This is a genomic window from Paraburkholderia sp. GAS199 (assembly GCF_050436585.1).
GTDB lineage: Bacteria > Pseudomonadota > Gammaproteobacteria > Burkholderiales > Burkholderiaceae > Paraburkholderia.
Genome location: NZ_JBNDMM010000001.1, coordinates 589,186 through 613,922, shown reverse-complemented (window position 1 = coordinate 613,922; position 24,737 = coordinate 589,186). Strand labels below are relative to the sequence as shown.

Annotated in this window: 20 protein-coding genes; 11 read left to right on the top strand and 9 right to left on the bottom strand. The window is 61.3% G+C overall.

Features of this window, described 5'->3' with window-relative positions; translation table 11 throughout:
- Window positions 1-107: 107 nt before the first annotated feature.
- The 7 genes from P3T18_RS02630 to P3T18_RS02600 all read left to right on the top strand — a co-directional run bounded on the left by P3T18_RS02630 (window position 108) and on the right by P3T18_RS02600 (window position 8,620).
- Complete coding sequence (locus tag P3T18_RS02630; protein WP_429298350.1) at window positions 108-1,310, top strand: aromatic ring-hydroxylating oxygenase subunit alpha; 1,203 nt, start codon at window positions 108-110, stop codon at window positions 1,308-1,310.
- Between the two features lie 3 nt (window positions 1,311-1,313).
- Window positions 1,314-2,771 carry an aldehyde dehydrogenase family protein gene (locus P3T18_RS02625; RefSeq protein WP_429298349.1) on the top strand — a complete coding sequence of 486 codons (1,458 nt, stop codon included), beginning with the start codon at window positions 1,314-1,316 and terminating at the stop codon, window positions 2,769-2,771.
- Between the two features lie 10 nt (window positions 2,772-2,781).
- The gene (locus tag P3T18_RS02620) at window positions 2,782-4,185 is read left to right on the top strand and encodes an FAD-dependent oxidoreductase (RefSeq protein WP_429298348.1); all 1,404 of its coding nucleotides are present in this window, start codon (window positions 2,782-2,784) and stop codon (window positions 4,183-4,185) included.
- Between the two features lie 29 nt (window positions 4,186-4,214).
- A complete protein-coding gene (locus tag P3T18_RS02615; RefSeq protein WP_429298347.1) occupies window positions 4,215-5,531 on the top strand; it encodes an NAD(P)/FAD-dependent oxidoreductase in 1,317 nt (438 codons plus the stop codon).
- A gap of 29 nt (window positions 5,532-5,560) precedes the next feature.
- The gene (locus tag P3T18_RS02610) at window positions 5,561-5,938 is read left to right on the top strand and encodes an ethanolamine utilization protein EutQ (RefSeq protein WP_429298346.1); all 378 of its coding nucleotides are present in this window, start codon (window positions 5,561-5,563) and stop codon (window positions 5,936-5,938) included.
- A gap of 140 nt (window positions 5,939-6,078) precedes the next feature.
- Window positions 6,079-6,975, top strand: a complete 897-nt coding sequence (locus P3T18_RS02605) for a LysR substrate-binding domain-containing protein (RefSeq protein ID WP_429298345.1) — start codon at window positions 6,079-6,081, stop codon at window positions 6,973-6,975.
- A 253-nt stretch (window positions 6,976-7,228) separates the two neighbouring features.
- Window positions 7,229-8,620: an MFS transporter gene (locus P3T18_RS02600; RefSeq protein ID WP_429298344.1), complete on the top strand. Its 1,392-nt coding sequence runs from the start codon at window positions 7,229-7,231 to the stop codon at window positions 8,618-8,620.
- A 151-nt stretch (window positions 8,621-8,771) separates the two neighbouring features.
- On the opposite strand, the gene P3T18_RS02595 is transcribed toward P3T18_RS02600, so the two are convergent.
- The 7 genes from P3T18_RS02595 to P3T18_RS02565 all read right to left on the bottom strand — a co-directional run bounded on the left by P3T18_RS02595 (window position 8,772) and on the right by P3T18_RS02565 (window position 18,953).
- Window positions 8,772-9,980 carry a porin gene (locus tag P3T18_RS02595; protein ID WP_429299024.1) on the bottom strand — a complete coding sequence of 403 codons (1,209 nt, stop codon included), beginning with the start codon at window positions 9,978-9,980 and terminating at the stop codon, window positions 8,772-8,774.
- 231 nt (window positions 9,981-10,211) lie between these two features.
- Window positions 10,212-11,552 (bottom strand): MFS transporter, encoded by a 1,341-nt coding sequence (locus P3T18_RS02590; RefSeq protein ID WP_429298343.1) that lies wholly within the window; start codon window positions 11,550-11,552, stop codon window positions 10,212-10,214.
- 35 nt (window positions 11,553-11,587) lie between these two features.
- Window positions 11,588-12,934: an MmgE/PrpD family protein gene (locus P3T18_RS02585; protein ID WP_429298342.1), complete on the bottom strand. Its 1,347-nt coding sequence runs from the start codon at window positions 12,932-12,934 to the stop codon at window positions 11,588-11,590.
- The gene (locus P3T18_RS02580; RefSeq protein WP_429298341.1) at window positions 12,931-14,010 is read right to left on the bottom strand and encodes an aminopeptidase P family N-terminal domain-containing protein; all 1,080 of its coding nucleotides are present in this window, start codon (window positions 14,008-14,010) and stop codon (window positions 12,931-12,933) included. Before P3T18_RS02580 ends, P3T18_RS02585 begins: the two co-directional genes overlap by 4 nt.
- Window positions 14,011-14,014: 4 nt before the next feature.
- Window positions 14,015-15,142, bottom strand: coding sequence for a M24 family metallopeptidase (locus P3T18_RS02575; protein ID WP_429298340.1), 1,128 nt, complete (start codon window positions 15,140-15,142; stop codon window positions 14,015-14,017).
- The gene (locus tag P3T18_RS02570) at window positions 15,139-16,887 is read right to left on the bottom strand and encodes a hydantoinase B/oxoprolinase family protein (RefSeq protein WP_429298339.1); all 1,749 of its coding nucleotides are present in this window, start codon (window positions 16,885-16,887) and stop codon (window positions 15,139-15,141) included. The genes P3T18_RS02575 and P3T18_RS02570 overlap by 4 nt, the downstream gene beginning before the upstream one ends.
- Window positions 16,884-18,953, bottom strand: coding sequence for a hydantoinase/oxoprolinase family protein (locus tag P3T18_RS02565; protein ID WP_429298338.1), 2,070 nt, complete (start codon window positions 18,951-18,953; stop codon window positions 16,884-16,886). Before P3T18_RS02565 ends, P3T18_RS02570 begins: the two co-directional genes overlap by 4 nt.
- A gap of 203 nt (window positions 18,954-19,156) precedes the next feature.
- On the opposite strand from P3T18_RS02565, the gene P3T18_RS02560 reads away from it, so the two are divergent.
- Window positions 19,157-20,050 carry a LysR family transcriptional regulator gene (locus tag P3T18_RS02560; protein WP_429298337.1) on the top strand — a complete coding sequence of 298 codons (894 nt, stop codon included), beginning with the start codon at window positions 19,157-19,159 and terminating at the stop codon, window positions 20,048-20,050.
- Between the two features lie 46 nt (window positions 20,051-20,096).
- Here the strand turns inward: P3T18_RS02560 and P3T18_RS02555 are convergent, their stop codons facing one another.
- Entirely contained in the window at window positions 20,097-21,011 is a 915-nt protein-coding gene (locus P3T18_RS02555; RefSeq protein WP_429298336.1) for a LysR family transcriptional regulator, read from the bottom strand.
- 159 nt (window positions 21,012-21,170) lie between these two features.
- Here P3T18_RS02555 and P3T18_RS02550 point away from each other — a divergent pair, with 159 nt between their 5' ends.
- The 3 genes from P3T18_RS02550 to P3T18_RS02540 are packed head-to-tail and all read left to right on the top strand — an operon-like array spanning window position 21,171 to window position 23,756.
- Window positions 21,171-22,493: an MFS transporter gene (locus tag P3T18_RS02550; protein WP_429298335.1), complete on the top strand. Its 1,323-nt coding sequence runs from the start codon at window positions 21,171-21,173 to the stop codon at window positions 22,491-22,493.
- 46 nt (window positions 22,494-22,539) lie between these two features.
- Entirely contained in the window at window positions 22,540-23,010 is a 471-nt protein-coding gene (locus tag P3T18_RS02545) for a type II 3-dehydroquinate dehydratase (protein ID WP_429298334.1), read from the top strand.
- On the top strand, window positions 23,007-23,756 hold the full coding sequence (locus tag P3T18_RS02540) for an SDR family NAD(P)-dependent oxidoreductase (RefSeq protein ID WP_429298333.1): 750 nt from the start codon (window positions 23,007-23,009) through the stop codon (window positions 23,754-23,756). Before P3T18_RS02545 ends, P3T18_RS02540 begins: the two co-directional genes overlap by 4 nt.
- A gap of 105 nt (window positions 23,757-23,861) precedes the next feature.
- Here the strand turns inward: P3T18_RS02540 and P3T18_RS02535 are convergent, their stop codons facing one another.
- A complete protein-coding gene (locus P3T18_RS02535) occupies window positions 23,862-24,704 on the bottom strand; it encodes a MipA/OmpV family protein (protein ID WP_429298332.1) in 843 nt (280 codons plus the stop codon).
- Window positions 24,705-24,737: the final 33 nt, after the last annotated feature.

Below are 24,737 nucleotides of genomic sequence, written 5' to 3'. Positions count from 1 at the left end.
GCCAAAGAATCGTTTGTTGTCCCGCTGTCCCGCTTCGATAATTTTCTCCAATCGCTGCCTTCCGAGGGCCTTGGCGAAAAACTCATGCGTGCACAGGAGACAAGACAATGAACGCCCCCACCGAAATCAAATATTTTCCGTTGGCCCAGTTGCAGACGGTGCTCAAGCCGATCGATCAGGCCAGCGGCCTCAGCAATACCTTCTACACCGACAACGAGTACTTCAGGATCGAACGTGACTCGGTGCTGAGCCAGGACTGGGTGTGCATCGGTTTCGCTGACGACCTCAAGCAGAATTCCAGCGTTCAGCCGGTCGATTTCATGGGTCTGCCCCTGCTCATCACGCGCAATCGCGAAGGCGCGCTGCAGGTCTTCCATAACGTCTGCAGCCATCGCGGCATGAAGCTCGTGCAGGAAGCCGGCGAAATCCAGGGCGTCATTCGTTGCCCCTATCACTCGTGGACCTACGACCTGAACGGCACGCTCAAAGGCACGCCGCACGTCGGCGGCATCAATCAGCACAAGGACGACCGCGTCGCCTGCGAGAAGCACGGCCTCAAAGCGCTGCGCAGTCATGTGTGGATGGGCATGGTGTTCGTGAACCTGTCGGGCAACGCGCCCGCGTTCGACGAAGTGATCCGTCCGCTGACCGAGCGCTGGACGCAGTTTCTCGGCGCGGACGGCTACTCGCTGATGAACGTGCCGCGTGACGGCGGTGCGTGGTCGGTCGAAGTGAACTGCAACTGGAAACTCGCGGTGGAGAACTATTGCGAGGCCTACCACTTGCCCTGGGTCCATCCGTCGTTGAACTCATATTCGCGTCTGGAAGATCACTACAACATCATGTTCGGCGAGCAGTTCGCCGGTCAGGGCAGCTACGCATACAACCTCGCGGACGTCGAAGGCACGTCGCTGCCGACGTTCCCGGCATGGCCGGCCGATCGCATGCGCAACGCCGAATACGTCGCGCTGTTCCCGAACGTTCTGCTCGGCATCCAGGCCGACCACGCCTTCGCGATGATGCTGCAACCCTTGTCGGCAAACCGGACGGTCGAACATCTGCGATTGCTGTTCGTCGGCAAGAATGCGGCCGACGCACCGGATTACGCCGCGAGCCGCCAGGCCGTGCTGAACGCATGGCGCGTGGTGTTCTCGGAAGATATCTCCGCGGTCGAAGGTATGCAGGCCGGGCGTCAGTCGCCGGGCTTCGGCGGCGGCGTGTTTTCGCCCGAAATGGACGTGCCGACTCATTACTTCCACCAGTGGATGGCGCGTCGCGTTCTCGCGAACGGCCAGCCGTCCGCGGAGTAAGCCATGACACGTCCGATCGGTCACCACTGGCTGAACTTCATCGATGGCGAATGGGTGGATAGCCCCACGCGCCTCGACATCGCCAACCCGGCAAACGGCGAGCCCTTCGCAAGCATCGCGCTCGCGACCATCGACGACGCGCAACGCGCGCTCGATGCCGCGACACGCTGTGCCGCGGGCGGTGAGCTGACGCGGCCGCGTCCCGCCGAAAGAGTGCGCTGGCTGCTGCGCATCGCAGACGAGATTCGCGCCGTCACGGAAGAAGGCGCACGCATTCTGTGCCTCGAAAACGGTAAGCGTCTGTGCGACGCCCGCGACGAATTCGTCGAAGCGGCGCGCTACTTCGAGTACTACGCCGGCATCGCCGACAAACTCGAAGGCATCTCGGTGCCGCTCGGCGACGATTACGTCGATTTCACCCGCTACGAACCGATGGGCGTCTCGGTGCAGATCGTGCCGTGGAATTTCCCGGTGTCGATTTGTGCGCGCTCGCTCGCGCCGGCACTCGCGGCCGGCAATGCCGTGATCGTGAAGTCGCCCGAGTTGTCGCCGCTCGGCCTTTGCGTGCTGTTCGAGGCTATCGAGCGCGCCAGTCTGCCGCAGGGCGCGGCGCAATTGCTGTGCGGTCTCGGTCGCGATGTCGGGGCGCATCTGGCCGCTAGCGAACGGACCAAACAGATCGTCTTTACCGGCTCGGTGGCGACGGGTCGAGCAATTCTCGCCGCAGCCGCTCAATGGGCTACGCCGAGCGTCATGGAGCTTGGTGGCAAGTCGGCGGCCGTAGTGTTCCCCGACTCGGATCGCGCGCAGTTGCTCGCCAGCGTGAAGAGCGGCATCTTCTTCAACGCGGGTCAGGTGTGTTCGGCGATGTCGCGTCTTATCGTGCATCGCGACATTTACGACGAAGTCGTCGCGGGCGTAGCGAAGCTCGCGGGCAGTCTGACGATTGGCGCGGGCGAGCAGGACAGCGATCACACGCCACTCATCAGCGGCGGTCAGCTTGAACGCGTCGTTGCAATGTGTCAGGACGCCATCGCCGAAGGTGCGCAAGCCGTCGCCGGCGGCGAACGCGTGAGCCATCGCGCGGGCCACTTCATGCAGCCGACTGTTTTTGCGGGCGTGCAGCCGAACATGAAAATCGCGCGCGATGAAGTGTTTGGTCCCGTGCTCGCCATCATCCCGTTCGACACCGAAGACGAAGCCGTCGACATCGCCAACGGCACGTCATATGGACTCGTGGCCGGCGTATTCACACGCGACATCAATCGCGCGCTGCGTTTTTCTCGCCGTTTGCGCGCGGGACAGGTATTCGTCAACGAATGGTACGCGGGTGGTATCGAGACGCCGTTCGGTGGCGTCGGCCTGTCGGGCTTCGGCCGGGAGAAAGGGCAGGAAGCCATCTACAGCTACGTGCAAACGAAAAACGTCGCGATCCGGGTCGCGCAGAGTCCAGCGGTGTAAGGAGTCGGCAATGAAAAAATGGCTCTGTGTCATTTGCGGCCTGATTTACGACGAAGCAGAAGGATGGCCGAAAGACGGAATCGTGGCGGGCACGCGCTGGGAAGACGTGCCGGAAGACTGGAAGTGCCCCGACTGCGGCGTCGGCAAAGCGGATTTCGAAATGATCGAAATCACCGAACCGGTGGTGGCCGTCGCATCGCCTCAACCAGCGGTTTTGCCCAGGAGCTTGCCGGCCGCCGCCGTTGCGCGTCGTGAAGGACCGCTGGTCATCGTCGGTTCGGGTCATGCGGGCTATAGCCTTGCGCAGGCTGTACGGCGTCGCGACCCCGACGCGGAAATCGTGGTGCTGACGCGCGAATCGGGTCATCTGTACTCGAAGCCTGCGTTGTCGATCGCGACGTCGCAAGGCCGCAGTGCAGACGAACTGGTCGCCGAAGCGCCATTCGATATCGAGCGACGCCTGAACATCCGCGTCTATCCCCACTGCGATGTTCACGCGATCGACGCCGACGCGCACAGTCTGCGCACCAGCCACGGCACGATCCGTTACTCGCAACTGGTTCTCGCGCTGGGCGCCAGTCCAGTCCGACTCGACGTCGCGGGACGCACGGATGCGCTTTTGAGCGTGAACAATCTCGACGACTATCGCCTGTTGCGTGACAAGCTAAAGGGAGCGTCGCGCGTCGCCATCATCGGCGACGGTCTGATCGGCTGCGAATTCGCGAACGATCTGGCCGCCAGCGGCTTCGACGTGAACGTGATCGGCATTGGCAAGTGGCCGCTCGAACGTTTGCTGCCGCAGCAGGCCGGCGCGCATCTGCAACGCGCGCTCACCGATCTCGGCGTGACGTGGCATCTGCAGAACTCCGTTCGTGAAATTCTCGGCGAGCCCGGCGCCTGGGCACTGGTGCTGGCGAACGGCTCGCGAATCGACGCGGACGTTGTGATTTCGGCGGTCGGTCTCGCGCCGAACGTCGCGCTGGCAGCAAGCTGCGGCGTCGAAATTGGCCGAGGTATCCGCACAGACGCGCAACTGCATACGAGCGTCGCGGATATCTTCGCGCTCGGCGACTGCGTCGAGATCGACGGACGCCCCGCGCCCTACCTTGCGCCGATCAACTTCGGCGTCGACGCATTGGCGCGCACCGTGACCGGCGACCCGACCGACGTACGCTATCCGCCCATGCCCGTGCAGGTCAAAACGCCGGCCGCGCCACTAATTCTGTTGCCGGCGCCGGCCGCGCTCGCCAGCGGCGAATGGCGCGTCGACGAAACCGGCGACGGCTTCAGTTGCGGACACTTCGACAGCAACGGACAGATGCACGGCTTCGCGCTGATCGGACATCGGGCTCAAACGCTGCGCGGCCATTGGGTCGAGCAATGCAAGCCGCGCCCGACCCAGCAGGCTCAGTGAATAGCAGACCAACCCGCCAGGCAAATAAAATGAATCTGCCCCACGATGACAACACTTGCGGCTGGTACGCCGCCCTGCCGCCGCCGGCTCCGGCGCGGCGCCTCGCCGGCAGCCAGGTCGCCGACTATGCGGTGATCGGCGCAGGCTTCGCCGGCCTCGCCGCCGCCCGCCGTCTTGCCGCTCACGAGCCCGACGCCCGCATTCTTCTCGTCGACGCACAGCGCGTTGCCGAAGGCGCATCGGGTCGCAACTCCGGCTTCGTGATCGACTTGCCGCACAAGTTCGCGCTGGAAAATCCGGACCCCGCCTTCAAGCAGCGTCTCTTGCGTCTGAACCGCGCGGCGATCGCACAATTGCAGTCGCTGGTTGAGGAGCACCGCATCGCGTGTCAGTGGTCGCATGCGGGCAAGTATCAGGGCGCAGTCGGCGAGCGTGGGCTTGCCTACCTCGCACACTTCGAGAAACTGATGGCGGCGCTCGGCGAACCCTATCGCGCCGTCGAAGGTCCTGAACTGTCGAAGGTACTTGGAACGTCGTACTACAGCCGCGCGGTCTACACGCCGGGATGCTATCTGATGCAACCGGCCGCGCTGGTCCGCGGATTGGGCGCATCGCTGCCGGACAACGTCGAGTTGCTGGAGAATTCGCCGATCACGCGCGTCGAGCGCGACGGAAAAGGCGGCTATGTCCTGCACGGTAAAGACGGCGAAATCCGCACGCGCAAATTGCTGCTCGGCACGAGCATTTTCACGCGTGAATTCGGCTATCTGGAGAACCGCCTGCTGCCCGTGATGACGTTCGCCAGCTGGACCGCGCCGTTGACCGAGGAGCAAAGCAAACGCTACGGCGGCACCTTCGAATGGGGCTTGACGCCCGCCGACCACGCCGGCACGACCGTGCGCATGACGCAGGATCGGCGCATCATCATCCGCAACACGTATAAACACGTGCCGAAATACGGACGCAGTGTCGGCGAAGCCACGCGCGACGGCATTCGCGCAGAACACCGCAAGGCGTTCCTCGCCCGCTTCCCCGAACTCGTCGACGTGCCTTTCACCCACACCTGGGGCGGCGTCTACGCCATCTCGCGCAACTTCACGAACTTTTTCGGGCAACTCGAAGACGGCGTTTATGCGGCGGCTTGCGACAACGGCGTCGGCGCGGCATGGGGCACGATTTCCGGCACGCTGCTCGCGGACCACGCGGTCGGTGCGCAGTCCTCGCTACTCGACGACATTCACGCCGTCACCGGCATGCCGTCGCTGAATCCGCCCGAACCGTTTCTGGGACTCGGCGTGCGCACTCGCATCCGTCTGGCAGCATGGCAGAGCCGGGCCGAACTATGAGTCTTGCGCACAGCAGAGCAGCAAAGGGCGTGCAACTCGTCGACCACGCGGACCTCGGCTTCCACGTTCGCGGTGGGCCGCCAGGTGCGGCCTATGTCGCGCGCGCGATTGCCGACGAAATCTCGCCGAACCTCGGCATCGGCTTCGCGCGATGGCAAGGCGCGCGCGTCAGCTGGACGACGCTGTACGAAGAGGTGATTTTCACGATCGAAGGTTGTCTCGACGTCGAGACGGATGGACACACGCACCAGGTCAAGCCCGGCCAGGTGTTGTGGATTCCGAAGGCTACGTCGCTCGTGTACGGCGGCTTCGCGCTCTTCGGTTACGTGGTCTATCCGGGAAACTGGAAACAGACACTGCACGAAACGTGCGGCGACGAAGCGGAAAGAAAGATGCGGCGCAACTGAAATCTGCGGCAACCGGGGTAATTCGATCGCGTGCCCGGCTTGACGCCGTCTGACGTTAAGGCACAATTTCGGGTCTAACTTTCCCGCGTGCATTCGCGGGAAATCACATATAAAAGAATTCCCCGGAGACATCCTTCATCATGAGGATCCAGCCACTGCCGCCGTTCAAGGCACTGGTCGCGTTCGAAGCGACCGCGCGCCTTGGCAGCTTCACGCGCGCCGCAGACGAACTCAACGTAACTCAAGGCGCGATCAGCCGGCAAATCGGTTTGCTCGAAGATATGCTCGGCGCGCATCTGCTCGACCGCACCACGCGTTCGGTTCGCCTCACGCCAACGGGCGAGCAATACTTTCAGTCGTGCCGCGAAGCACTGCTGTCCCTCGCCGACGCGACACAACTGGTCAAACGTTGGCATGGCGACCGGCAAGTGACGGTGGCCACGAGCACGGCGCTCGCTTCGTTGTGGCTGCTGCCGCGCATTCCGGAATTCAACGAGAGTCACGAAGGCATCGACCTGCGGATCGTCGCTTACGATCACGTCAAAGACTATCGCAAGCTCGAATGCGACCTCGCTGTGTACTACTGCAAGAGTCCGCCGGAGCACATCAAATTCACGCCGATCTGCAGCGAGGAAATCTTCCCTGTCTGCAGCCCCGCGTATCTTGCGCGTCATAGCGGCGTGAGCCGCGCCGAAGATCTCGCCGCCTGTACCTGGCTCTGGCTCGACGAATCGGAGCGCGACTGGGTGACGTGGAACGACTGGTTTCGCCGCGTCGGCGCCGCGCCGGTCACGCCGCGCAACAAGATCAATCTCAACAACTATTCGATGGTCATTCAGGCGGCGTTAAGCGGACAAGGCGTCGCGCTCGGCTGGAGCAATCTGATCGATCCGTATCTGAAAGACGGCTCGCTGGTTCGCCCGGTACCTGAAACGCTGCAAACCGAGGGACAGTTTCTCGTGCTCGAACCCTCGGGGCCACACGAGCGCCGCAAGAGCGTCGGCAGTTTCAGGGACTGGCTTCTCTCGCTCAAATAGCCCGCTCAGCAAGCGCAAACCGATTGTCGCGACACAAGCGCGTTAATGCCGCGCGTGTCGTTCTCGACCGGTGGATGGCGTTCGTCCGTACCCGTCGTCTATGACAAAAATTGATGAATGTACGCACGAAATATCGTTTGTCCAGGATCAACGATTTCCACACACTCTTCTTGTAGCGCATGCAGGTCAAGGCTTCGGACAGCCCGACAACGGGACGCCTTTCGTCCGACACAAAACACAAGGAGACATCATCGTGCCCAAGGCATCCCCCTACCCTACTTCGTCGTCTGGCGCGCGCATCGGCGCGCTGACTGACAAGCAACGCAAGTTCCTCACGAAGCTGACGGTCCTTATTTCCGGCGGCATGTTCATCGACGGCTTTATTCTCGGCTGCATCGGGATCGTGATGCCGGCCATCACCAACGATCTGCACCTGACACTCGCGTGGCAAGGTCTGATCGGCGCGTCGGCGTTGATCGGCATTTTTGTCGGCGGACCGCTTGGCGGCTGGCTCGCCGACAAGGTTGGCCGCCGGCCGATGTTCACCATCGACCTCGCCATCTTCCTCGTCGGATCGGCTGCGCAGTTTTTCGTCACCGAAGCGTGGGAGTTGTTCCTCGTCCGCATTTTGATGGGGATCGCCATCGGCGCCGACTACTCGATCGGCTGGCCGCTGCTGGCCGAGTTTTCGCCGGCGCGCGTACGTGGCAAATTGCTCGCGGTGCTCGAACTGGCCTGGTACGTCGGCTATCTGATTTCCTATGCGTTGGGTTGGGCGCTGACCGAGTCGGCTGCCGCAAGTTGGCACGTGATTCTCGGCCTGAGCACGATTCCCACCGTGGTCGTATTCCTGATGCGTCTGGGCACGCCGGAGTCGCCGCGCTGGTTGATGAGCAAGGGACGTCACGACGAAGCGAAAGCGCTGGCCGCCGAGCACATGTCTCACGACGAGCAACTCGACCTGCGCGCGCAAGGTGTCGCGGGTACGCAAGGATTCAGCCGCCTCTTTTCCGCCGACTACATCAAGACGACGATTTTCGTCTCGGTGTTCTGGGCGTGCAACGTGACGCCGTACTTCGCGATCGGCGCGTTCGCACCAGTCGTCCTCCAGAAACTTGGGCTTAAAGAAGGGCTGACGGGCGGTCTGGTGCTGAACAGCGTCGCCGTGCTCGGCACGATTATCTCGGTCGTGCTGATCGAGCGCGTCGGACGACGCAAGCTCGGTATTCCGCCGTTCTTTATCTCGGCGCTTGCATTGATGAGCGTGGCACTCTTCGCGAATGCATCGCCGACCATCATCCTCGTCTGCTTCTTCATGTTCTCGCTGGTCAATGCCATCTCGACGACGCTATGTGGTGTCTATCCGGGCGAAGTGTTTCCCACTGAAATCCGCGGCATGGGTGTCGGCTTTGCGACGGCCTTCTCGCGTGTCGGCGCGGCGGCGGGCACCTTCCTGTTGCCGGTGATTATCGGGTCGTTCGGCGTGGGCACGGCCATGCTGATTGCAGCGGGTATCAGTCTCTTCGGCGGAATTGTTTCCTATGCACTGGCGCCGGAGACCAAGGGGAAGATGCTGAGCGAGGCGTCGGCGCCGCATAGGGCGAGCGCGACGGTGTCGGCTGGGGAGTTTGAGTCGGTACGGTAGGTTGGGAGATGTGGCGACGCCGGGGGATGTTTGGCGTCGCTGCTTGGGTCGGTGAGAGGCTGGGCGACGAGATTTTCGCCAGTGAAAATCAAAAAAATGGTGCCGTTACCTCGATCCTGGCGTCGGGCACCCAGCTCGCTTCCGCGGATGATCAGAACCGGTTGACGAGACCCACGGCGACCACGAACATCCTGCCCGTCGATGAAGGCGTTGCGTTGAATCCGTCACCCACGGTAGCGGTCGCCTCGATGACATGACCGATCCCCGCGGTTCCCAAAGTCTTGCCCAACGCCCGCGTGTAACCTTGCAGTGCGTAGACAAGCGTGCGCTTGGACAACGCATAAGATTCCGACACGGTAACCTCGTGATACCGGGCGCCATCGGTAATGCCGTTAGCGTTAGACGCCTTCGTGTAGTTGTATCCGGTCGCCAGCATCAACGAAGGCGTTACCTGCCAGTGCACGAGTCCGCCGAACACGTTGAAGATTTCGGTCGTGGCGAAACTCGAGCCTGTTCCCGCAATGTACTGGACATTCGAATACGAGCCGTTGATCCCAACGGTCGGTGTGATTTCGTATCCTGCCGTTACGGCAATCCGCTGTTGGGCCGCGGCGGTCTGGAAGCCGTTGTTCACGGCGGAAATGCCCGGCAATCCCGCCGAATTGACTGTCGAATCCGCACCCCACACACCTCCGCCGGGCGTGGCATTGTTCATCCGGAACACACCCGCTGCAATGCCAACCGGACCGTTCGCGTATTGCACCGCACCGCTCCAGGCTGAGCCGCGATTGAACGCGCCGGCAACGCCGCCCACGCCATACAGCGCACTGAAAGTCAGGCCACTGATATTCGGCGAGGTGTAGACCAAGGCGTTATTCACGCGATACGTGGTGTCGAATCCGTCGATATCGCCGGGGTGGGCGCCCACGCCGCCGGTCAGATATTTGATCTGCGCGTAAGGAAACAGAAGCAGGTAATAAGGTGTGTATTGGCGCCCCGCCGTGACCGTGCCGTAATGGTCGTTACTGAGACCCACATAGGCCTGACGTCCAAAAATGCCGCCAAGCGACAACGCGCCGTTGAAACCCGTAAAGCCTGTTTCGAGCCAGAAAACCGCCTTATTTCCTGCCCCGAGGTCCTCCGTGCCGCGGAAACCGAGTCGGCTGCCAATCCACACGCCAGAGGTTGCTCGTACTGCGGAGTGACCATTCGTCGTCGAGCCGAGTGTCGTTTGACTGTTCTGATACGACAGCCCGCCGTCGATGATGCCGAACAGCACGACGCTGCTTTGAGCGAAAGCGGGGGTGGCCGACGCGAGCAGCGTCGCGATTGCGGAAGTGCAGAGTAGGGTTTTCTTCATCTCATGTCTCGATTTGATTTTATTGGGCAGTACCGATCGAAACCATCGAGCGGCACTGCCGGGTAACAGCATTTCTATTCAGGCGTACGCGCACCGCACCGGAGCGGGCGAAAGCAGAGCGGTCATGGCAAATGCAAAGGGCGAGAGGAGCCACAGCATCGTCCGACATCGGCCGGAATGCTGGTCTGCGAAACGCTTTGTTTCAGCGAAGCTAGCGGCGAAAAAGTGCTACTAGGCCCTTGCTGTGACGGGCGCCGATCGTCGGCGGACGAGCAGAACCACCACGGCCAACCCGGAGGCGAGTTCGAAACCGGCAGCGACGAGCAGCACCGGAGAAAAATCCCATCCGGCTCCGACCAGCGCGCCGCCAATCGCCGGCCCGATCATCCCTCCGATCTTGCCGGCGCCCTGCGCCCAGGCCACGCCCGTGGCGCGCAACTCGGGTGGCGAGATCGACGAACAGAGCGCGTTGAGCGTGCCCCAGCCGGCGTTATAGAGAAAGCCGAGGGCTGCGAACGCGAGTCCGGCCCAAACCGAATAAACGTCCATGGTCGCGATGACTGCGACCGCCCCTGCCGCAGCCAGCAGATAGGTCGGCACGACACGCGCGGCGCCGAAGCGATCCATGACAAAGCCGCTTGTTGCAGTTCCAACGATGCCGGCAATCGAACTCATCGCCATCAGACCAGCGATGTGTTGCATCGGCATGCTGCGTGTCGTATGCAACAGCGTGGTGGTCCACGAGTTGTTCATGTAGCTGAAGATGCCCGTCGCCAGATAGGCAACCCAGAGCATCAACGTGGCGACCATGCGTCCGTTACGCAAAAGTCCGAGGGGCGAAACTCGCGTACCGTTTTGATTCGCCCGCTTCGTTTCGAATCGGTGATCCGCTTCGAACACCACCGACGGATCGAACCGCTGCAGCGTTTTTCCAATCGACGCGTCCGCCGGGTTGCGCAAGGCACGGTATTGAGCTGACTCCGGCATCCAGATCCACAGTACGATTGCCGCCAGCAAGGGCAACAGGCCGCCCACCCAGAATGCCGCCTGCCAGCCGAACGGAAGAATCCATGCCTGCACGCTTGCTCCAATCAGATTGCCGCCCGCGTACCCACAAAAGACCACAGAAACGGCGGCCGCGCGGTAGCGCGACGGTGCGAATTCCGCCGCGAGCGTGATGACCGCCGGGATCAGAGAACTGAAAAAGAGTGCGGCCGCGAAACGCATTACGTCGAGTTCGAACACGGTTCGAACCTGCGAGGTCGCCATGGTCAGAATCGCGAAAACCGGCATCGCGATCAGCATCACGCGGCGACGCCCGAAGCGGTCGAGCAACGGCCCCGACACCAGCGTGCCGATCAGCAGCGCGAGTTGCTGAAGCACGAACACCTGGGTCAGATCGGCTGGCTTGACGTGCAGACCATGTGCCAGCACGGGCAAAATCAAGCCAACCATGAAGATGTCGTAGCCGTCGATCAAGATCGCGGCGGCCAGCATCAACACGATGAACACATGCAGCCATCTGAGCGGCTGCTGTCCGAGAAACTTGTCGACATCCGTTGTGCTACTCATGTCTTCCTCCAGAACGCCTTCATTTATCTTTTTTGTTACGCCAGTACTTTGTGTCCGGCGTCTGCGTCGAAACGTTGCTTCAGCCAGCCGCATAATCGCTCCAGCGAAGATGTCCGCACTGCCGCGTCACCGGCGAGCGATACGATGCTTCTGTCGCGATGATGCCCGACTATCCTTTCGGCTTTGTCGCTCAAACCCGCTTGATCGAGCGGAAGCGATGGGTCGCCCAGACTATCCATTACACTGATTTCGTGGGTACGTCCGTTGGCCGTCACGCGCAGCCGGGCTGGAAACTGCGCGGGATAACTCGCATCCAGGGAGGCATCCGGCACCACCGACACACGTTCGACGAAACGTTGCATTTCCGCATTCCAGATAACGCTTTCGCGGCTGATATCGTCGAGCGCTGCGGGCTGCAAGGCGGCGAGCGCTAGCTGGCCCGACACGCTTACAAAACTCGCCAGCCGGCCGGTCTGTGGCGGCTCACGCACCACCATCGACGCATACGCATGAGGCACATGCACTTCGATTTTCTCGATTGCATGAGCCACGATTCCGCCCTTCATCATCGCCTGAAGCCCATAAATGGCCGCCATGGTCTGCTTGGCGCCCGGATGCGGCTTGACGCTGATTGCCGAACGGACGCCGACTGGCAGTTCGGCGCCGTACGGCCGATAGAGCACGTCCCGCACCCCGATCCGGTTTGCCCAGTTTTCATCCAGCAATGCCTTGTCGGCCTGGAATCCGTCGCGTGCCGCAAGCGCGGCCATACAGCCGGCTCGCACGGCCTCGCCGAACAACAGCCAGCGTGCGGGTTGCTGTGCCGGCGTCCGCCCGATCGGCGGTGGCGTCTGCGCGAGCGCAAGCGCCAGGGCATGTTCCATTTCGCTTTCCGAAAGTCCCAGTACCCGCCCCGCCGCAGCCGCCGCGCCGAACGGCGCGACAGTCAGTGCCGGCCAGCAGCCTTGTGACAGCAGGTTCGCGCCACCCAGCGACAACGCCAGCGACACCGCAATCTCCTCTCCGACGTGCATCGCATCGAGAACGTTCCGCGAGCCGACCGTGACCCCCGACATCGCGCAAATGGCCAGTACGGCAGGCACCACGATCGCACTCGGCGTGACGGCGGTAGCACGGTGAATGTCGTCGAGTTCGGTGAGGCGGATAGTGGCGGCCAGCGTCGCGGCTAGCGACAGCGTACCGCTGCCAAATTCACCGAAAAAACCCGCGACGCGCCGGCCATCGTTGCAGTCGGCGCCAGCAAGCAGTGCGATGAATGCGTCGGTCAATTGCAGCGTGGCCGCGTGGTCGTCGCCAGCTTGCGAGGAAACCGCAAAGCGGGCGAAGCGTGCAATGGCGTGTTGCGCGGACGGCGCGTTCATACTTTCGACCCTGCGGTGATGTCGCCGTGTCCCAGAACCACGGGTGCGCTGGCGCGCCACGGCCCATCGGGCAATTCGCATTCGATGCTCAACGTCCCGAGCGTGCCGTTTGCGATCACGCTAGCGGGCGGCCGGTCGTGCGACGAAACCACACTTAGCGGATAGACGCCCGTACAGGTTTCGAACGTCCACGACATTGGAATCCCGTCTGCTGGGGGCGTCATCGCCGGTGCATGCGGGTCGAACCTAGCCAGTTGGGCCGAAAACCACGCCTGCGCATCGTGCCAGCTTTGCGGCCGCGCACCACCGCCGCGCGCAATATCGCAGTGATTGACACGTACCCATGCACCTTTGTACGCGATCGTCACTTCGAGCGCATACCGCTCGCCGAGCACGGCGTCTCCTTCGATGCGCCGCAATGCCGTGCCTTTGCGATAGTCCGGCGCGCAGCGTAGCAGAACCTCTTCGGCACCCCCGCAGCGGGCCGCGTACTCCACCGCGCTCAGTACATGGGCCACGGTCTTCGCGTCGACCGGAATGGCGGCGATCGCATCACGCGCGATTCCGGCAGCCACGCTGGCAAGCGCGACTTCTTCCGCGTCGGCAGGCTGACGGATCGAAGCGTACAACGCGCTTGCATCGCAAAATTTGTCAGCGCCGAGCGCACGATAAAGCGGTGCGCCGACCGACCAGGGCAACGTGTCGAGACCGATCACGCCAACACGTTTCGCACCGTCATGGAGTTCCCGAAGAAATGCGACGGTGGCGTCCCCCAGTTTCGGCGCCGACCGAACTTCGGCGAGATGCGAGACTTCGCGAATCCACGGATGCACGCGCGGTGTCAGCGAAGCGAGCAACGTCGGCATGCCCGACAACGGCACAACCGCCAACGCCTCGCTCCAATACGGCACAAAGTGAGTGAGCCACTGCACCGCGCCGGGCTGGGCGAACGACGTGTAAGCCAACACGGCGTCCAGTCCCTCTTCACGCATTGCCGCCTGCAGGCGCGACACTCGCCGATCCAGCGTGGCGGACGGCACTTCTTCTTTCGACCAGGCTATCAAACCTCGACGCATCGTTTCACTCCTGCATGGCCGGCTCGTGCGCCGGCTCGGAAAACAGCTCTCGCGACGTGCGCGTCAGCACTTCGCATCCATCCTGCGTGACGCGAACCGTGTCGCCGAGCACCATGTAACCCACGGACGGGTGGTAGGTGTTCGGATGCACGATAAGCGTCATGTCCGGTTCGAGTACGAGCGTGACGTCCTCCAGTACATGCACGCCATCGACATACAGACCCACGCCGTGCCCACGAACCCGCGTATAGGCCGACGTCACGTAGTCACCCAGGCCATGCTGTCGAAACACCTTGTTCTGTGCAAACGCGATGTCGCCGTGAGTCGCGCCAGGCTTCACCGCAGCGATACCCGCTTGCAGCGCCTCCTGGAAGACGGCATACGCGGTTAATTGCATATCGCTCGGCGCCCCGATCACCAGGGTGCGACAGATCTGCGCGTAATAGCCGTCGACACATGGCGTGAGTTCGGTCGTCACCAGATCACCGGGCGCAATCCGTCTCTCGCCCGGCGGATGCATGCCGCGGACTTCCACGCCACCGGAGGCCAGAATCACGAAGTTTTCCGCGCAACCCTGAGAGCGAAACCACGCTTCCACTTCGGCAATGACTTCGTACTCGCGTCGCCCAACCCTTGCGGCCTTGCGGAAGACCGCATAGCCCGCATCCGCGAGCGCGGTCGCACGCGCCACGGCCTCGGCTTCCTCCGACGTCTTCGCAACCATCAGCCGGTCGAACCATGCGGTGGCGTCCTCGATGCCTCCACCGCCCAAGCTGCTGGCCAGTTTCGTCGACGCGACCTGCGGCGCAACCAGCGCAACCGAGCGACCGGCGCAATGCACGCTGACGTACCGCAGTGCATTCTCGACCGGATCGACCGACCAGCTCACCTCGCTTCCGGGCACTTCAAGCGACACACGGGCGGCTTCGGTCGCATTTGCCACGAACACCCGTTTTGTGTCGTCGCGTCCGATGCACGCAATCATGTGACCTTCCATCGGCGTCACGTCGATGGCGTAGCGCAGATAGTCGCTGCGCCAGGCGTCGCCCGGTACGATCAGCACATCGACACCTGCCACTTCCATGGCCTGCCGCAGCCGCGCGGCACGCGACTTCGCCAGTTGCGCACTCATCGCGCCAACTCCGGCTGCGGGCTTGTTTCGTAGCCGTAATCGCGCGATGCGTTGGCTGCGCTCACATAGCCGGACTTCAGATCGTCGGCGATCTGCTCATGCGAGCGTTCCGCAGGGTCACCGTAGCCACCGCCGCCTGCAGTCGAGAACGTGATCGTGTCGTTGGCGGCAAGCGGAATGTTGCTTTCCTTCGTGACCGAGCGCTCGGTGCCATCCGCCCGCCGGATGATCGCGACGTTGCTCGCGCCCGGACGGCCACCTTCCGAACCCCACGGCGGATCGATGATGCGTTCGAGGTTCACGTTCACCGTACTCTTTTGCAAAGCGCGGTAGCTCAGAACCACGCCAAGGCCGCCGCGATGCCGGCCCGCGCCACCGCTGTCTTCCCGCAATTCGTGCCGGTCGATCAGGAACGGATAGCGGATCTCCTGCAACTCGACCGGCGTATTGCGCACGTCGCCCTGGCAGATGGAGACCGATGCCGACGCACCGTCGCCATTCGCACGACCGCCCCACCCTCCGCCCAGGATATTCATCAACACATAGCGTTCGCCGCTTTCTTCCCGCTGTCCGTAGAACGAACAGCCACCCATGTCGCCCTTATGGGCGGCCGGAATGAAGTCGGGCAACGCGACGGCCAGCGCACGCAGCAGCGTATCGATCACGGTCGGCAATGCGATGCTCCACAAACCGAGCGCTGCCGGCGGACGTGCGTTGAGCATCGTGCCTTCCGGCGAGATCAACGTAAGCGGGCGGAAGCAGCCCTCGTTCACCGGTGCATGCGGCATGGTGATGCACTTGAATGCCACCCGCGCCGCAGAGAGCCCCCCCGAGTATCCCGAGTTCAGCGGACCCACTACCTGCTCGTTCATTTCCGAGTAGTCGATGGTCAGTTCCGAACCCGAGACGATCACTTTGACTTTCACCCGCAGCGGCACGTCGAGGCGCCGGCCGTCGCTGTCCAGACGCGACTCTGCGGTATAGACGCCGTCGGGAATACTTTCGACGACGGCGCGAGCTTCTGCCTCTGCCTGATCCCACGACGCAGCGATACAGTCGTTCACCGTCTGTACCGTATAGCGATCGAACAATTCCGCGAGGCGGCGGCTGCCGAGTTGGCAAGCCGCCATTTGCGCGCGAAGATCGCCGAGAGACGCATCCGGAAAACGGATGTTGTCTGAGATCATTTGCCAGACACCTTCGTTTCGCTTGCCGGCTTCATAGATCTTGATCGAGCGCATCTGGATGCCCTCGTGATAGATCTCGTAGGTCTGCACATTGCCAAAACCCGTGCGCAACCCACCGACGTCTGCCCAGTGCGCGCGGTTCGCGGCAAACGCAACCACCTTGCCCTCGAAGAAACAGGGCGTATAGACGACCACGTTGTTCAGATGCTGACCACACACGCCGCCGTGGTTCATGATGATCACGTCGCCGGGCGCGAAGCCATCGAGCCCGAAACGATCAATGCCATCCTGCACCGCGATACCGAGATCGGCGAGAAAAATGGGCAGACCGCCTTCGTTCTGGCAGATCATCCGACCTTGTGTATCGATCAGGCCGCAGCAGAAATCGCGTACCTCGTAAATCATCATGTTGTACGCAGATTTGCACAGCGCCAGTGCCATTTCCTCTGCATAGGCAATCAGCGAATTGCTGACAACTTCGAGCGTGACCGGATCGACTTTCGCTCGCGCGGCACTCATTGCCGGCTTGGCCAGTTTGACGGAATCGGTCGTAATCATTGTGCGTTCCCCTCGGGCAATTTGATGGACACGACCATGTGCCCGTGTTCGGTGATGCGGGCGACGTCGCCCGGGAAAATAACCGTCGTGGAATGCGGCTCCTCGATGACTGCAGGTCCTTCCACGGTGAATCCCGGCTCGAGCGACGGACGCCACAGAATGCGTGCCGGCAATGGTCGGGCCGGATCGTCGAAATACACATCGCGGGCTTGCTCGGGCTGTTTCTCGCCGGCGACGAACGGCGCGCTAATAAAGTTGTCCGCGTTTTTATCGCCGCGCACCACGCTGGCGGTCAAGCGAAGGTTGACGACCTCGATGATCTCGCCGTCGGCGGAGTGGCCGTAGCGCTGCTCGTGCAGTTCGTCGAAACGTGCGCGCATTTCGGTATTGGTCGGCGAAAGCGCGTCCGGCCCCGCCAGCGGCACGGTGATACTGTGTTCCTGCCCGCGATAGCGGAGGTCGACGGCGAAGTCCAGCTGCGCGTCGCGATCGCTCAACTCGTCTTCGACCAGTTGACGTCGGGCAGCAGCAGTCAGCTCATCGAAGGCTGCGAGAACCGCTTTCTGATCGAGCTTGCCGAGCACGCCAACCAGCGTGCGCACCAGATCGTGGCGCCACGGCGCAAGCAACATACCGAGCGCGGAGAAATTACCCGGCAGCTTCGGAATGATGAGTGTCGGAATATAGATTTCTTTGCACAGCGCCACCGCATGCACAGGACCTGCGCCGCCGAACGCAATCATTGCCGCGTCGCGTGGATCGACACCTTTGCGCACGGAGACGGCGCGCACCGCAAGTGCCATCGCCGAGTCGGCGATCCGCACGACGCCCATAGCCGCCTCTTCGGCCGACAACTCGAGCCCCTCGCCAACACGCTGACGCAACGCAGCTTTCGCGCCTTCCAGGTCGAGTGCCATACCCCCGCCAAGGAAGCGGCTCGGGTTGAGGCGGCCCAGCACGACGTTAGCGTCGGTGACGGTCGGCTCGGTACCGCCACGGCCGTAGCAAACCGGTCCCGGCGTGGAGCTCGCGCTTTGCGGACCAACGTGCAAGCCGCCCGAACGATCGCACCATGCGATGCTGCCGCCGCCCGCGCCCACTTCCACGATCGACACGACGGGCAATTGCATCGGCTGTCCGGTCGCATAGCCACCGATGTAGTAGCCGTCTTCGATCGCGGGAATGCCGTCGGTGATCAACGTCGCCTTCGCGGTCGTGCCGCCCATGTCGAAGCCGATGGCCTGCCGAATACCGAGGGTTTTCGCGACGTGTCCGGCGGCGATCATGCCGGCCACGGGCCCCGATTCCATCATCGAAACAGGCTCGGTTGCCGCGTGTGCAAGCGACATGCTGCCGCCATTCGATCGCATGATATGGATCGCGCCGCGAAACTCGCGTTCATCCAGGTGCGACTTGAGTGTGTGAAGATAACGCTGCACGCGCGGACCGACATAAGCGTTCAATGCGGTAGTCGATGTGCGTTCGTACTCGCGGAACTCGCGCAGAATTTCATGCGACAGCGTCACGAAGAGCGTGGGATGAGCTTCCCGCAGAATGCGGCCCGCGATAATTTCATGCTGCGGATTGGCATACGAATGCAGAAAACAGATCGCAATCGATTCCACGCCTTCTTCGACGAGCCGGGCGCCGAGTGATCGCACAGCGTTTTCATCCAGTGGCGTAATCACTTCACCGCGCGCATTCAGGCGCTCGGTCACTTCGAAGCGCAAATCGCGCGGAATCAGTGGTTGTGGACGCTGGAAGTGAATATTGAATGCTTCGGGACGATTGCCCCGGCCGATCTCGTAGACGTCGCGAAAACCCGCCGTCGTAATGAGCGCAGTTGCCACGCCTTTGCGCTCGAGCACCGTGTTGATCGCAATCGTCGAACCGTGCAGAAATTCGTCCAGTTCGCCAAGTTCCGCATTCGCCAGTTCCAGCGCATTGGCGACGCCGACGGTCGGGTTAGCGGGTGTCGTGAGCGTTTTGGCCAGCAGAAGCTCGCCAGCACGATAGCCGACGAGGTCCGTGAATGTCCCTCCAATATCTACGCCTATCTGATTCATTTGGTGTCCCGGGTAATGAGTAATGCCACGGCAAAATGCGATGGATGTGCGAGGACCACGAGGAGGGGAAAGGCGGGGTGTCTCCGTTCGACTCTTGCGGTCCGTGAACAAAGATTAATTGCCGCCCGGCACTGCCAGCAATCCGCCTTCAGGCTATGAGTCCATAGTAAGATGGCTATGACCTGTCAGATGGGCGTAATGTGATGCTGCCGGTAACGTTTCGAAGTCTCGAAGTATTTGTCGCTGTGATTGAATCCGGTGGATTCGGCGCCGCTGCCGCCACGCTCGGCATAGCGCAGCCGTCTGTCAGCGTTCACGTGCGCGACCTCGAAAACAAACTCGGCAGGCGTCTCTTCGACAGACGCCCAGGTGTTAACCCGGAATTAACCGACGCTGGCCGGGCGTATTACGCGTATGCACTCGAAGCGCTGGCTAAAGCGAAAGCCGCCACGTCCGACATCAGGAAGTCTCGTGAACGGCTCCGCTTCGCCGCGCAGCGTTTCGTTGCCGATCAGTTGCTGGTCAAGCCATTAGGCGAGTTCGCCGCCAAGTATCCGAATATCGAACTCGTTGCACGTTCCGGCACGTTCGAAGAAGTGCTGTCCCTGTGCCGCAGCGGTCAGGTCGACCTCGGCTTCATGCTCAGTACTGGCGAGGTGCCAGGGCTCGTCACGGAACCACTTGGACGCTACCGGCTTTCATTGATCGCCGCGCCCGACCACCCTCTGGCTTCCCAACGGAAAATCCCCATTCATAGCCTGACGAACTTTCCGTTCGTCGCGGCGCACGACACCTCGTACTTCGGCCGCACGATCGCCAGCATGCTGCGTGCAGCCGGCCTTTCGCAACTGAAGGTGGCATCGCAGGCTCAGGACATGAGCATGGTGCGCAGTATGGTGATTGCCGGGGTCGGCATCGCGTGTTCTCTACGCCGTTCCGTCGTGCAGGACCTCGCCGCTGGAACGCTGGTCGAACTCGATGTCGAGATGAGCCCGATGCATCTCGTCCTGAACTATTTCCGTAATCCCTCGGTCGCGATTAGCGAGGTCGACGCTTTGGTCGATATGGTTCAGGCAGTAGAGGTACAGAAGAACTGAACAATGCCGGCGAGTAAGCATCGCGTTGCTCAACGTTGTGTGGCTATCAGAGCTCGTCTAATTCGCGATCCGGCAGCAGCGTGCCCATTTTTCTTGCCTGCTCGCGAACGACTTCCATGAACCGCATTGCGGCGATGGAAGGCTGCATAAAGCGGGAATGGACAAAGCACGCGGTCAACGATATTTCCTCAGCCAAGGGTCGAACCAGCAGTCCGGAGTCCTGAGCGGAAAACTCGTCGACGATGGCAATTCCCAAGCCACGCTTGACCAACGCGATGCTTTGCTCCGCACGGCTCACGTCGAGCATCGACTTCAATTCGATTCCCACCTGCTGGCAAGCGCGATCTATTAACGCGCCCATCGGAATATCGCGGCGGAAAAGAATCATCGTTTCCTGTGCGAGCTGTTCAAGAGTCAGTTCGGAAAACTGTTTGAGCGGATGATGTTCCGGAACGATGCAAACCATTCGCCCGCGCATGAACGGCACGACAACCAGATTCTCGTGGACGATAGGCAACGGTGAAACCGCGATGTCGCGTGTCTTGCTCAGAAGTTGAATCGGCATCTCGCTCATGAGCGCCGTTTGCCAGTCAACGCGAATCGAAGGCAAGCTCGAATGCAGATCGACAAGCGCTTGCGCAATGAAAGTAGACAGCGAGGCCCCACAGGAAACATTCAGCAGCTGGTTCGGCCCCACGGCGAGCGAGCGCGCCAGATCGTCGACCCGCTGAGCCGCCTGATAAACCTGTTCGATCTCACGAAACAGCGTTTGTGCTTCGGTAGTCGGCGTGAGGCGGCTACCCGTGCGGTCAAAAAGACGAAGGCCCAGCGTCGTTTCCAGATGCGAGACCAGCTTGCTAACCGCAGGTTGAGAAACGAACAGCATGCGCGCCGCGCCGCTGATTGTCCCTGTCAGCATGACTGCGCGGAGCACTTCCATCTGTCTCAGTTTGAAACGCATAGTCCGTCTCGATGTGGGTATTCACCATAACCGCGGGTTATGGAGACGTCAAATCTGGAACGCGACAAACAGGCCTCTCTATCGCATCATGATTTCCAACGTGGGTCCGCCGTGATGAGCGGGCTGGAGATACAGAAAAAATTACGTCAGGAGACTAACATGTCGAGTCCAATGATACGGGAGCTCAGTCCGTCTCATGAAGATGCACAGTCGATGTCGCGACGCGCCACCATCAGCAGCACGATCGGAACGGCGCTCGAGTGGTTCGATTTCACGATCTACGGCGCGGCTTCCGCGATCGTCTTTCCCAAACTGTTTTTCCCTTCGCTCAGCCCTTCTGCCGCGCTGCTCGGATCGTTCGCAACTTTCGCAGTAGGCTTCGGCGCGCGGCCCCTCGGCGGCGTCGTGTGCGGTTATCTCGGTGATCGTTTCGGACGCCGGAATCTGCTGCTTTTCACGATGGCTCTCATGGGCCTTGCTACCGTCGGCATAGGGTTATTACCGACGTTCGCGAGTGTCGGCATTCTCGCGCCTATCCTTCTCGTATTCTTCCGGATCTGCCAGGGATTCGCGCTGGGAGGTGAATCGACCGGGGCGCAGTTAATGGCGCTGGAGCATGCCCCTGCGCTGAGACGTGGCTGGAACGGTGCACTGGTTAACCTCGGCTCGCCCATTAGCCAGGTGACGGCCAACGGCATGCTGTTCATTCTGACCGCTTTGATGCCGGAAGATGCTTTTCTCAGCTATGGATGGCGGATTCCGTTTTTGTTGAGTCTGCTGCTCGTGCTCACCGGACTCTACATGCGTCGTCAAGTTGACGAGTCGCCGGCTTACCAGGCCGTCGAGCGGCGCCAGGGGCCGGTACGTTCACCGCTCGCGACTGCCGTCACAGGACATTGGCGTCTTATCGTACGGCTTGCGCTCATCTACCTGTCTGTCTGCCTGTGCTTCTACGTGGTAGTGGTGTTTTCGCTGAGTTACATGAACCACACGCTGAAGATTCCCGCCCGCACCGGCTTCTTCATGCTCATGGTGTCCAACCTCGTTGCGCTTCCGCTGATGCTGTTAGGCGGCCGTTGTGCAGACCGGTTCGGTCGAAAGCCCACCTTCATCGTCGGCCTGATGATCTGCTTCGTGCTGGCGCTCAGTTACTTCCCGCTTCTGCAGTCAGGCAATACGACGATCATGTTCGCGGCAATGATTGCCTTCATCGGCGCGCTGGAGGCGGTGACTGGTGTGCAACCCGCGCTGTTCGCCGAGCCCTTTCCCGCGAAGGTGCGCTACACCGGTTCGGCTCTCGCCTATTCATGCGCCAATCTGTTGGGCGCGAGCCCGGCGCCCTTTGTCGCTGCCTATCTCACACAAACGTTCAACGGGAAAACATGGCCCATTTCCGTGCTGTGCGCTGTGACGATCGTGATTTCGATCATTGCGGTAGCGATCGGCAAGGAAACACGTGGCGTCGACATGACGCAGGCATAGCACAAATCCGAACAGCCACTGACTCTCAAACGCAGCGCGTCGAAATATGAAAACCGTCTATATCCTCAACGGCCCCAATCTAAACCTGCTCGGCAGTCGCGAGCCCCAGATCTACGGCTACGCCACCCTTTCCTCGATCGAGAAGCGCTGCGAAAGACTGGCGCAGCAACTCGACGTGAACATGGTTTTCCGTCAATCGAACCACGAAGGCGATCTCGTCGACTGGATTCAGGAAGCTCGTCTTGCAGCAGACGGCGTTATCTTGAATCCGGCCGGATTGTCCTTCTATTCGATCTCCGTGAAAGACGCCGTCAAGGCGCTCGGCAAACCGTGCATCGAATTGCATATGTCCAACGTGCACGCCCGCGACCTCGACGATTCAGTCGTGTCGAAGGTAGCGACCGCGGTCATTTGCGGACTCGGCGCATACGGCTACGAGGTCGCGCTTTCCGCGATGGCGGGACTTCTGAGCAGTAGCGGCAACTTCCAGAACGATCAGAAAGAGGCATCGGCATGAAAGAATCACTCGCATTCGAAGGACAAATCGCACTCGTGACCGGTGGTGCATCGGGCATCGGCGCAGCCAGCGTGGAACGACTCATCCAGGAAGGAGCCCGAGCGATCGTTTGGGACATCGACGCGGAGCGCCTTGAGCGGACGCAGGCGAAATACGGCGACCGGGTGCTGACGCAAAAAGTCGACGTGACAGATGTTTCAGCTATTCACGATGCCATCGAGATTGCCGTGCGTCACTTTGGCAAGCTCGACATTCTGGTTAACAGCGCAGGGATCATCGGACCTAGCGAACCTTTCTGGGAGCACTCCGACGCCACATGGCGCCGCGTGCTGGACATCAATTTGACCGCCGTGTTTCAGGTCAGCAAGGCGGCGGTTCGGCACTTGATGGCGAACGGGTACGGTCGTATCGTGAATCTCGCGTCCATCTCGGGGAAAGAAGGCAATGCCAATCAGGCCGCCTATTCGACTTCGAAGGCGGGTGTGATCGGCCTGACCAAGTCGATGGGCAAGGATCTGGTTGCACATAACATTCTGGTCAACGCAATCGCTCCCGCTTCCGTACAAAGCGAACTGCTGGCGCAGATGACGCCAGAGCAGATCAAGGTACTTCAGGCAAAAATCCCGCTGGGGCGCGCTGGGACCGTCGAAGAAATCGCAGCGATGGTGCGTTGGCTAGCGTCCTCCGAATGCTCGTTCTGCACGGGAGCTATTTTCGACGCATCGGGAGGACGGGCCACCTACTGAGCGGCAACACGCCCCGGACGTTATCTGCATTGGCGTCGGGGCGCGCCTCGGGGCGGGGCTTCGCAATGAAAACCCGCGACCTGGGCCTGATTGCTGGCGGTCAGACTAAAACACATAATTCGCAATGACCCCATAGGTCATCTGCGTCTTTTTCTCGACGACCGGGCTGTTGCCTACCACGCCCGGCAATCTCGATGCGACGACTCGCGCGCCGAGATTCCAATGCTTGTTCAGCGCGTAACTGGCGCCCGCCGTCACACGAACCGCCGCGATGCCCGAGCCCGGCGAGTATGCGGGTAGTTCGGACCTCACACTGTCCCCGGCATTGACGCCGAAAAACGTTTGATTGTATTGAGCGCTGCCCCAGGTTATGCCCGGCCCGGCGGTCAACGTCAGCCGGTTGACTGGGCTGTATTTCCCCATCAGATCCAGCGAAGCGGTCGTTCCTTCATGCTTGCCGGCAATATCTTGCGAGACCGCGCCGACGACCGATAGCCAATCGAGGTTATAGCTCGCAAACAGTGTCGCGTGCGCGGTGCCGTCGATGTCGGGCAAACCACTGAGATGCACGTCATCGGACGCTTTGCGCGGTTTCACGAGATCGTAGGAAAGCGCGATACCCAGGCGGAAATGATTGTCGCGGTATAGAAATGCGCCGAGGCCGAAAGGGACATTGGCGTCCGCGACCGATCCGAAGAAAAACCGGCCATAGCCGACGCCCACGATCGGCGCGGGCTGAAAGCGCGTCACACTTGCGCCCGGATATCTGGGTGTCTCGAACACGCCGAGACCAAGCGAGTATCGCCAGCCGTCGTCGGTCACTTGCGCGGCAGATGACGCGACAACCGCTGGCGTCGTGCTGGTCTGCGCGAGGACGGGACAACTGGCCAGGATAGTCGTCAAAGCGATCAAACGTCCCATATCGATGGGGCGCTTCGTGTAGAGCATGTGAATCTCCTAAGGCGCTGAGCTGAAGAGCAG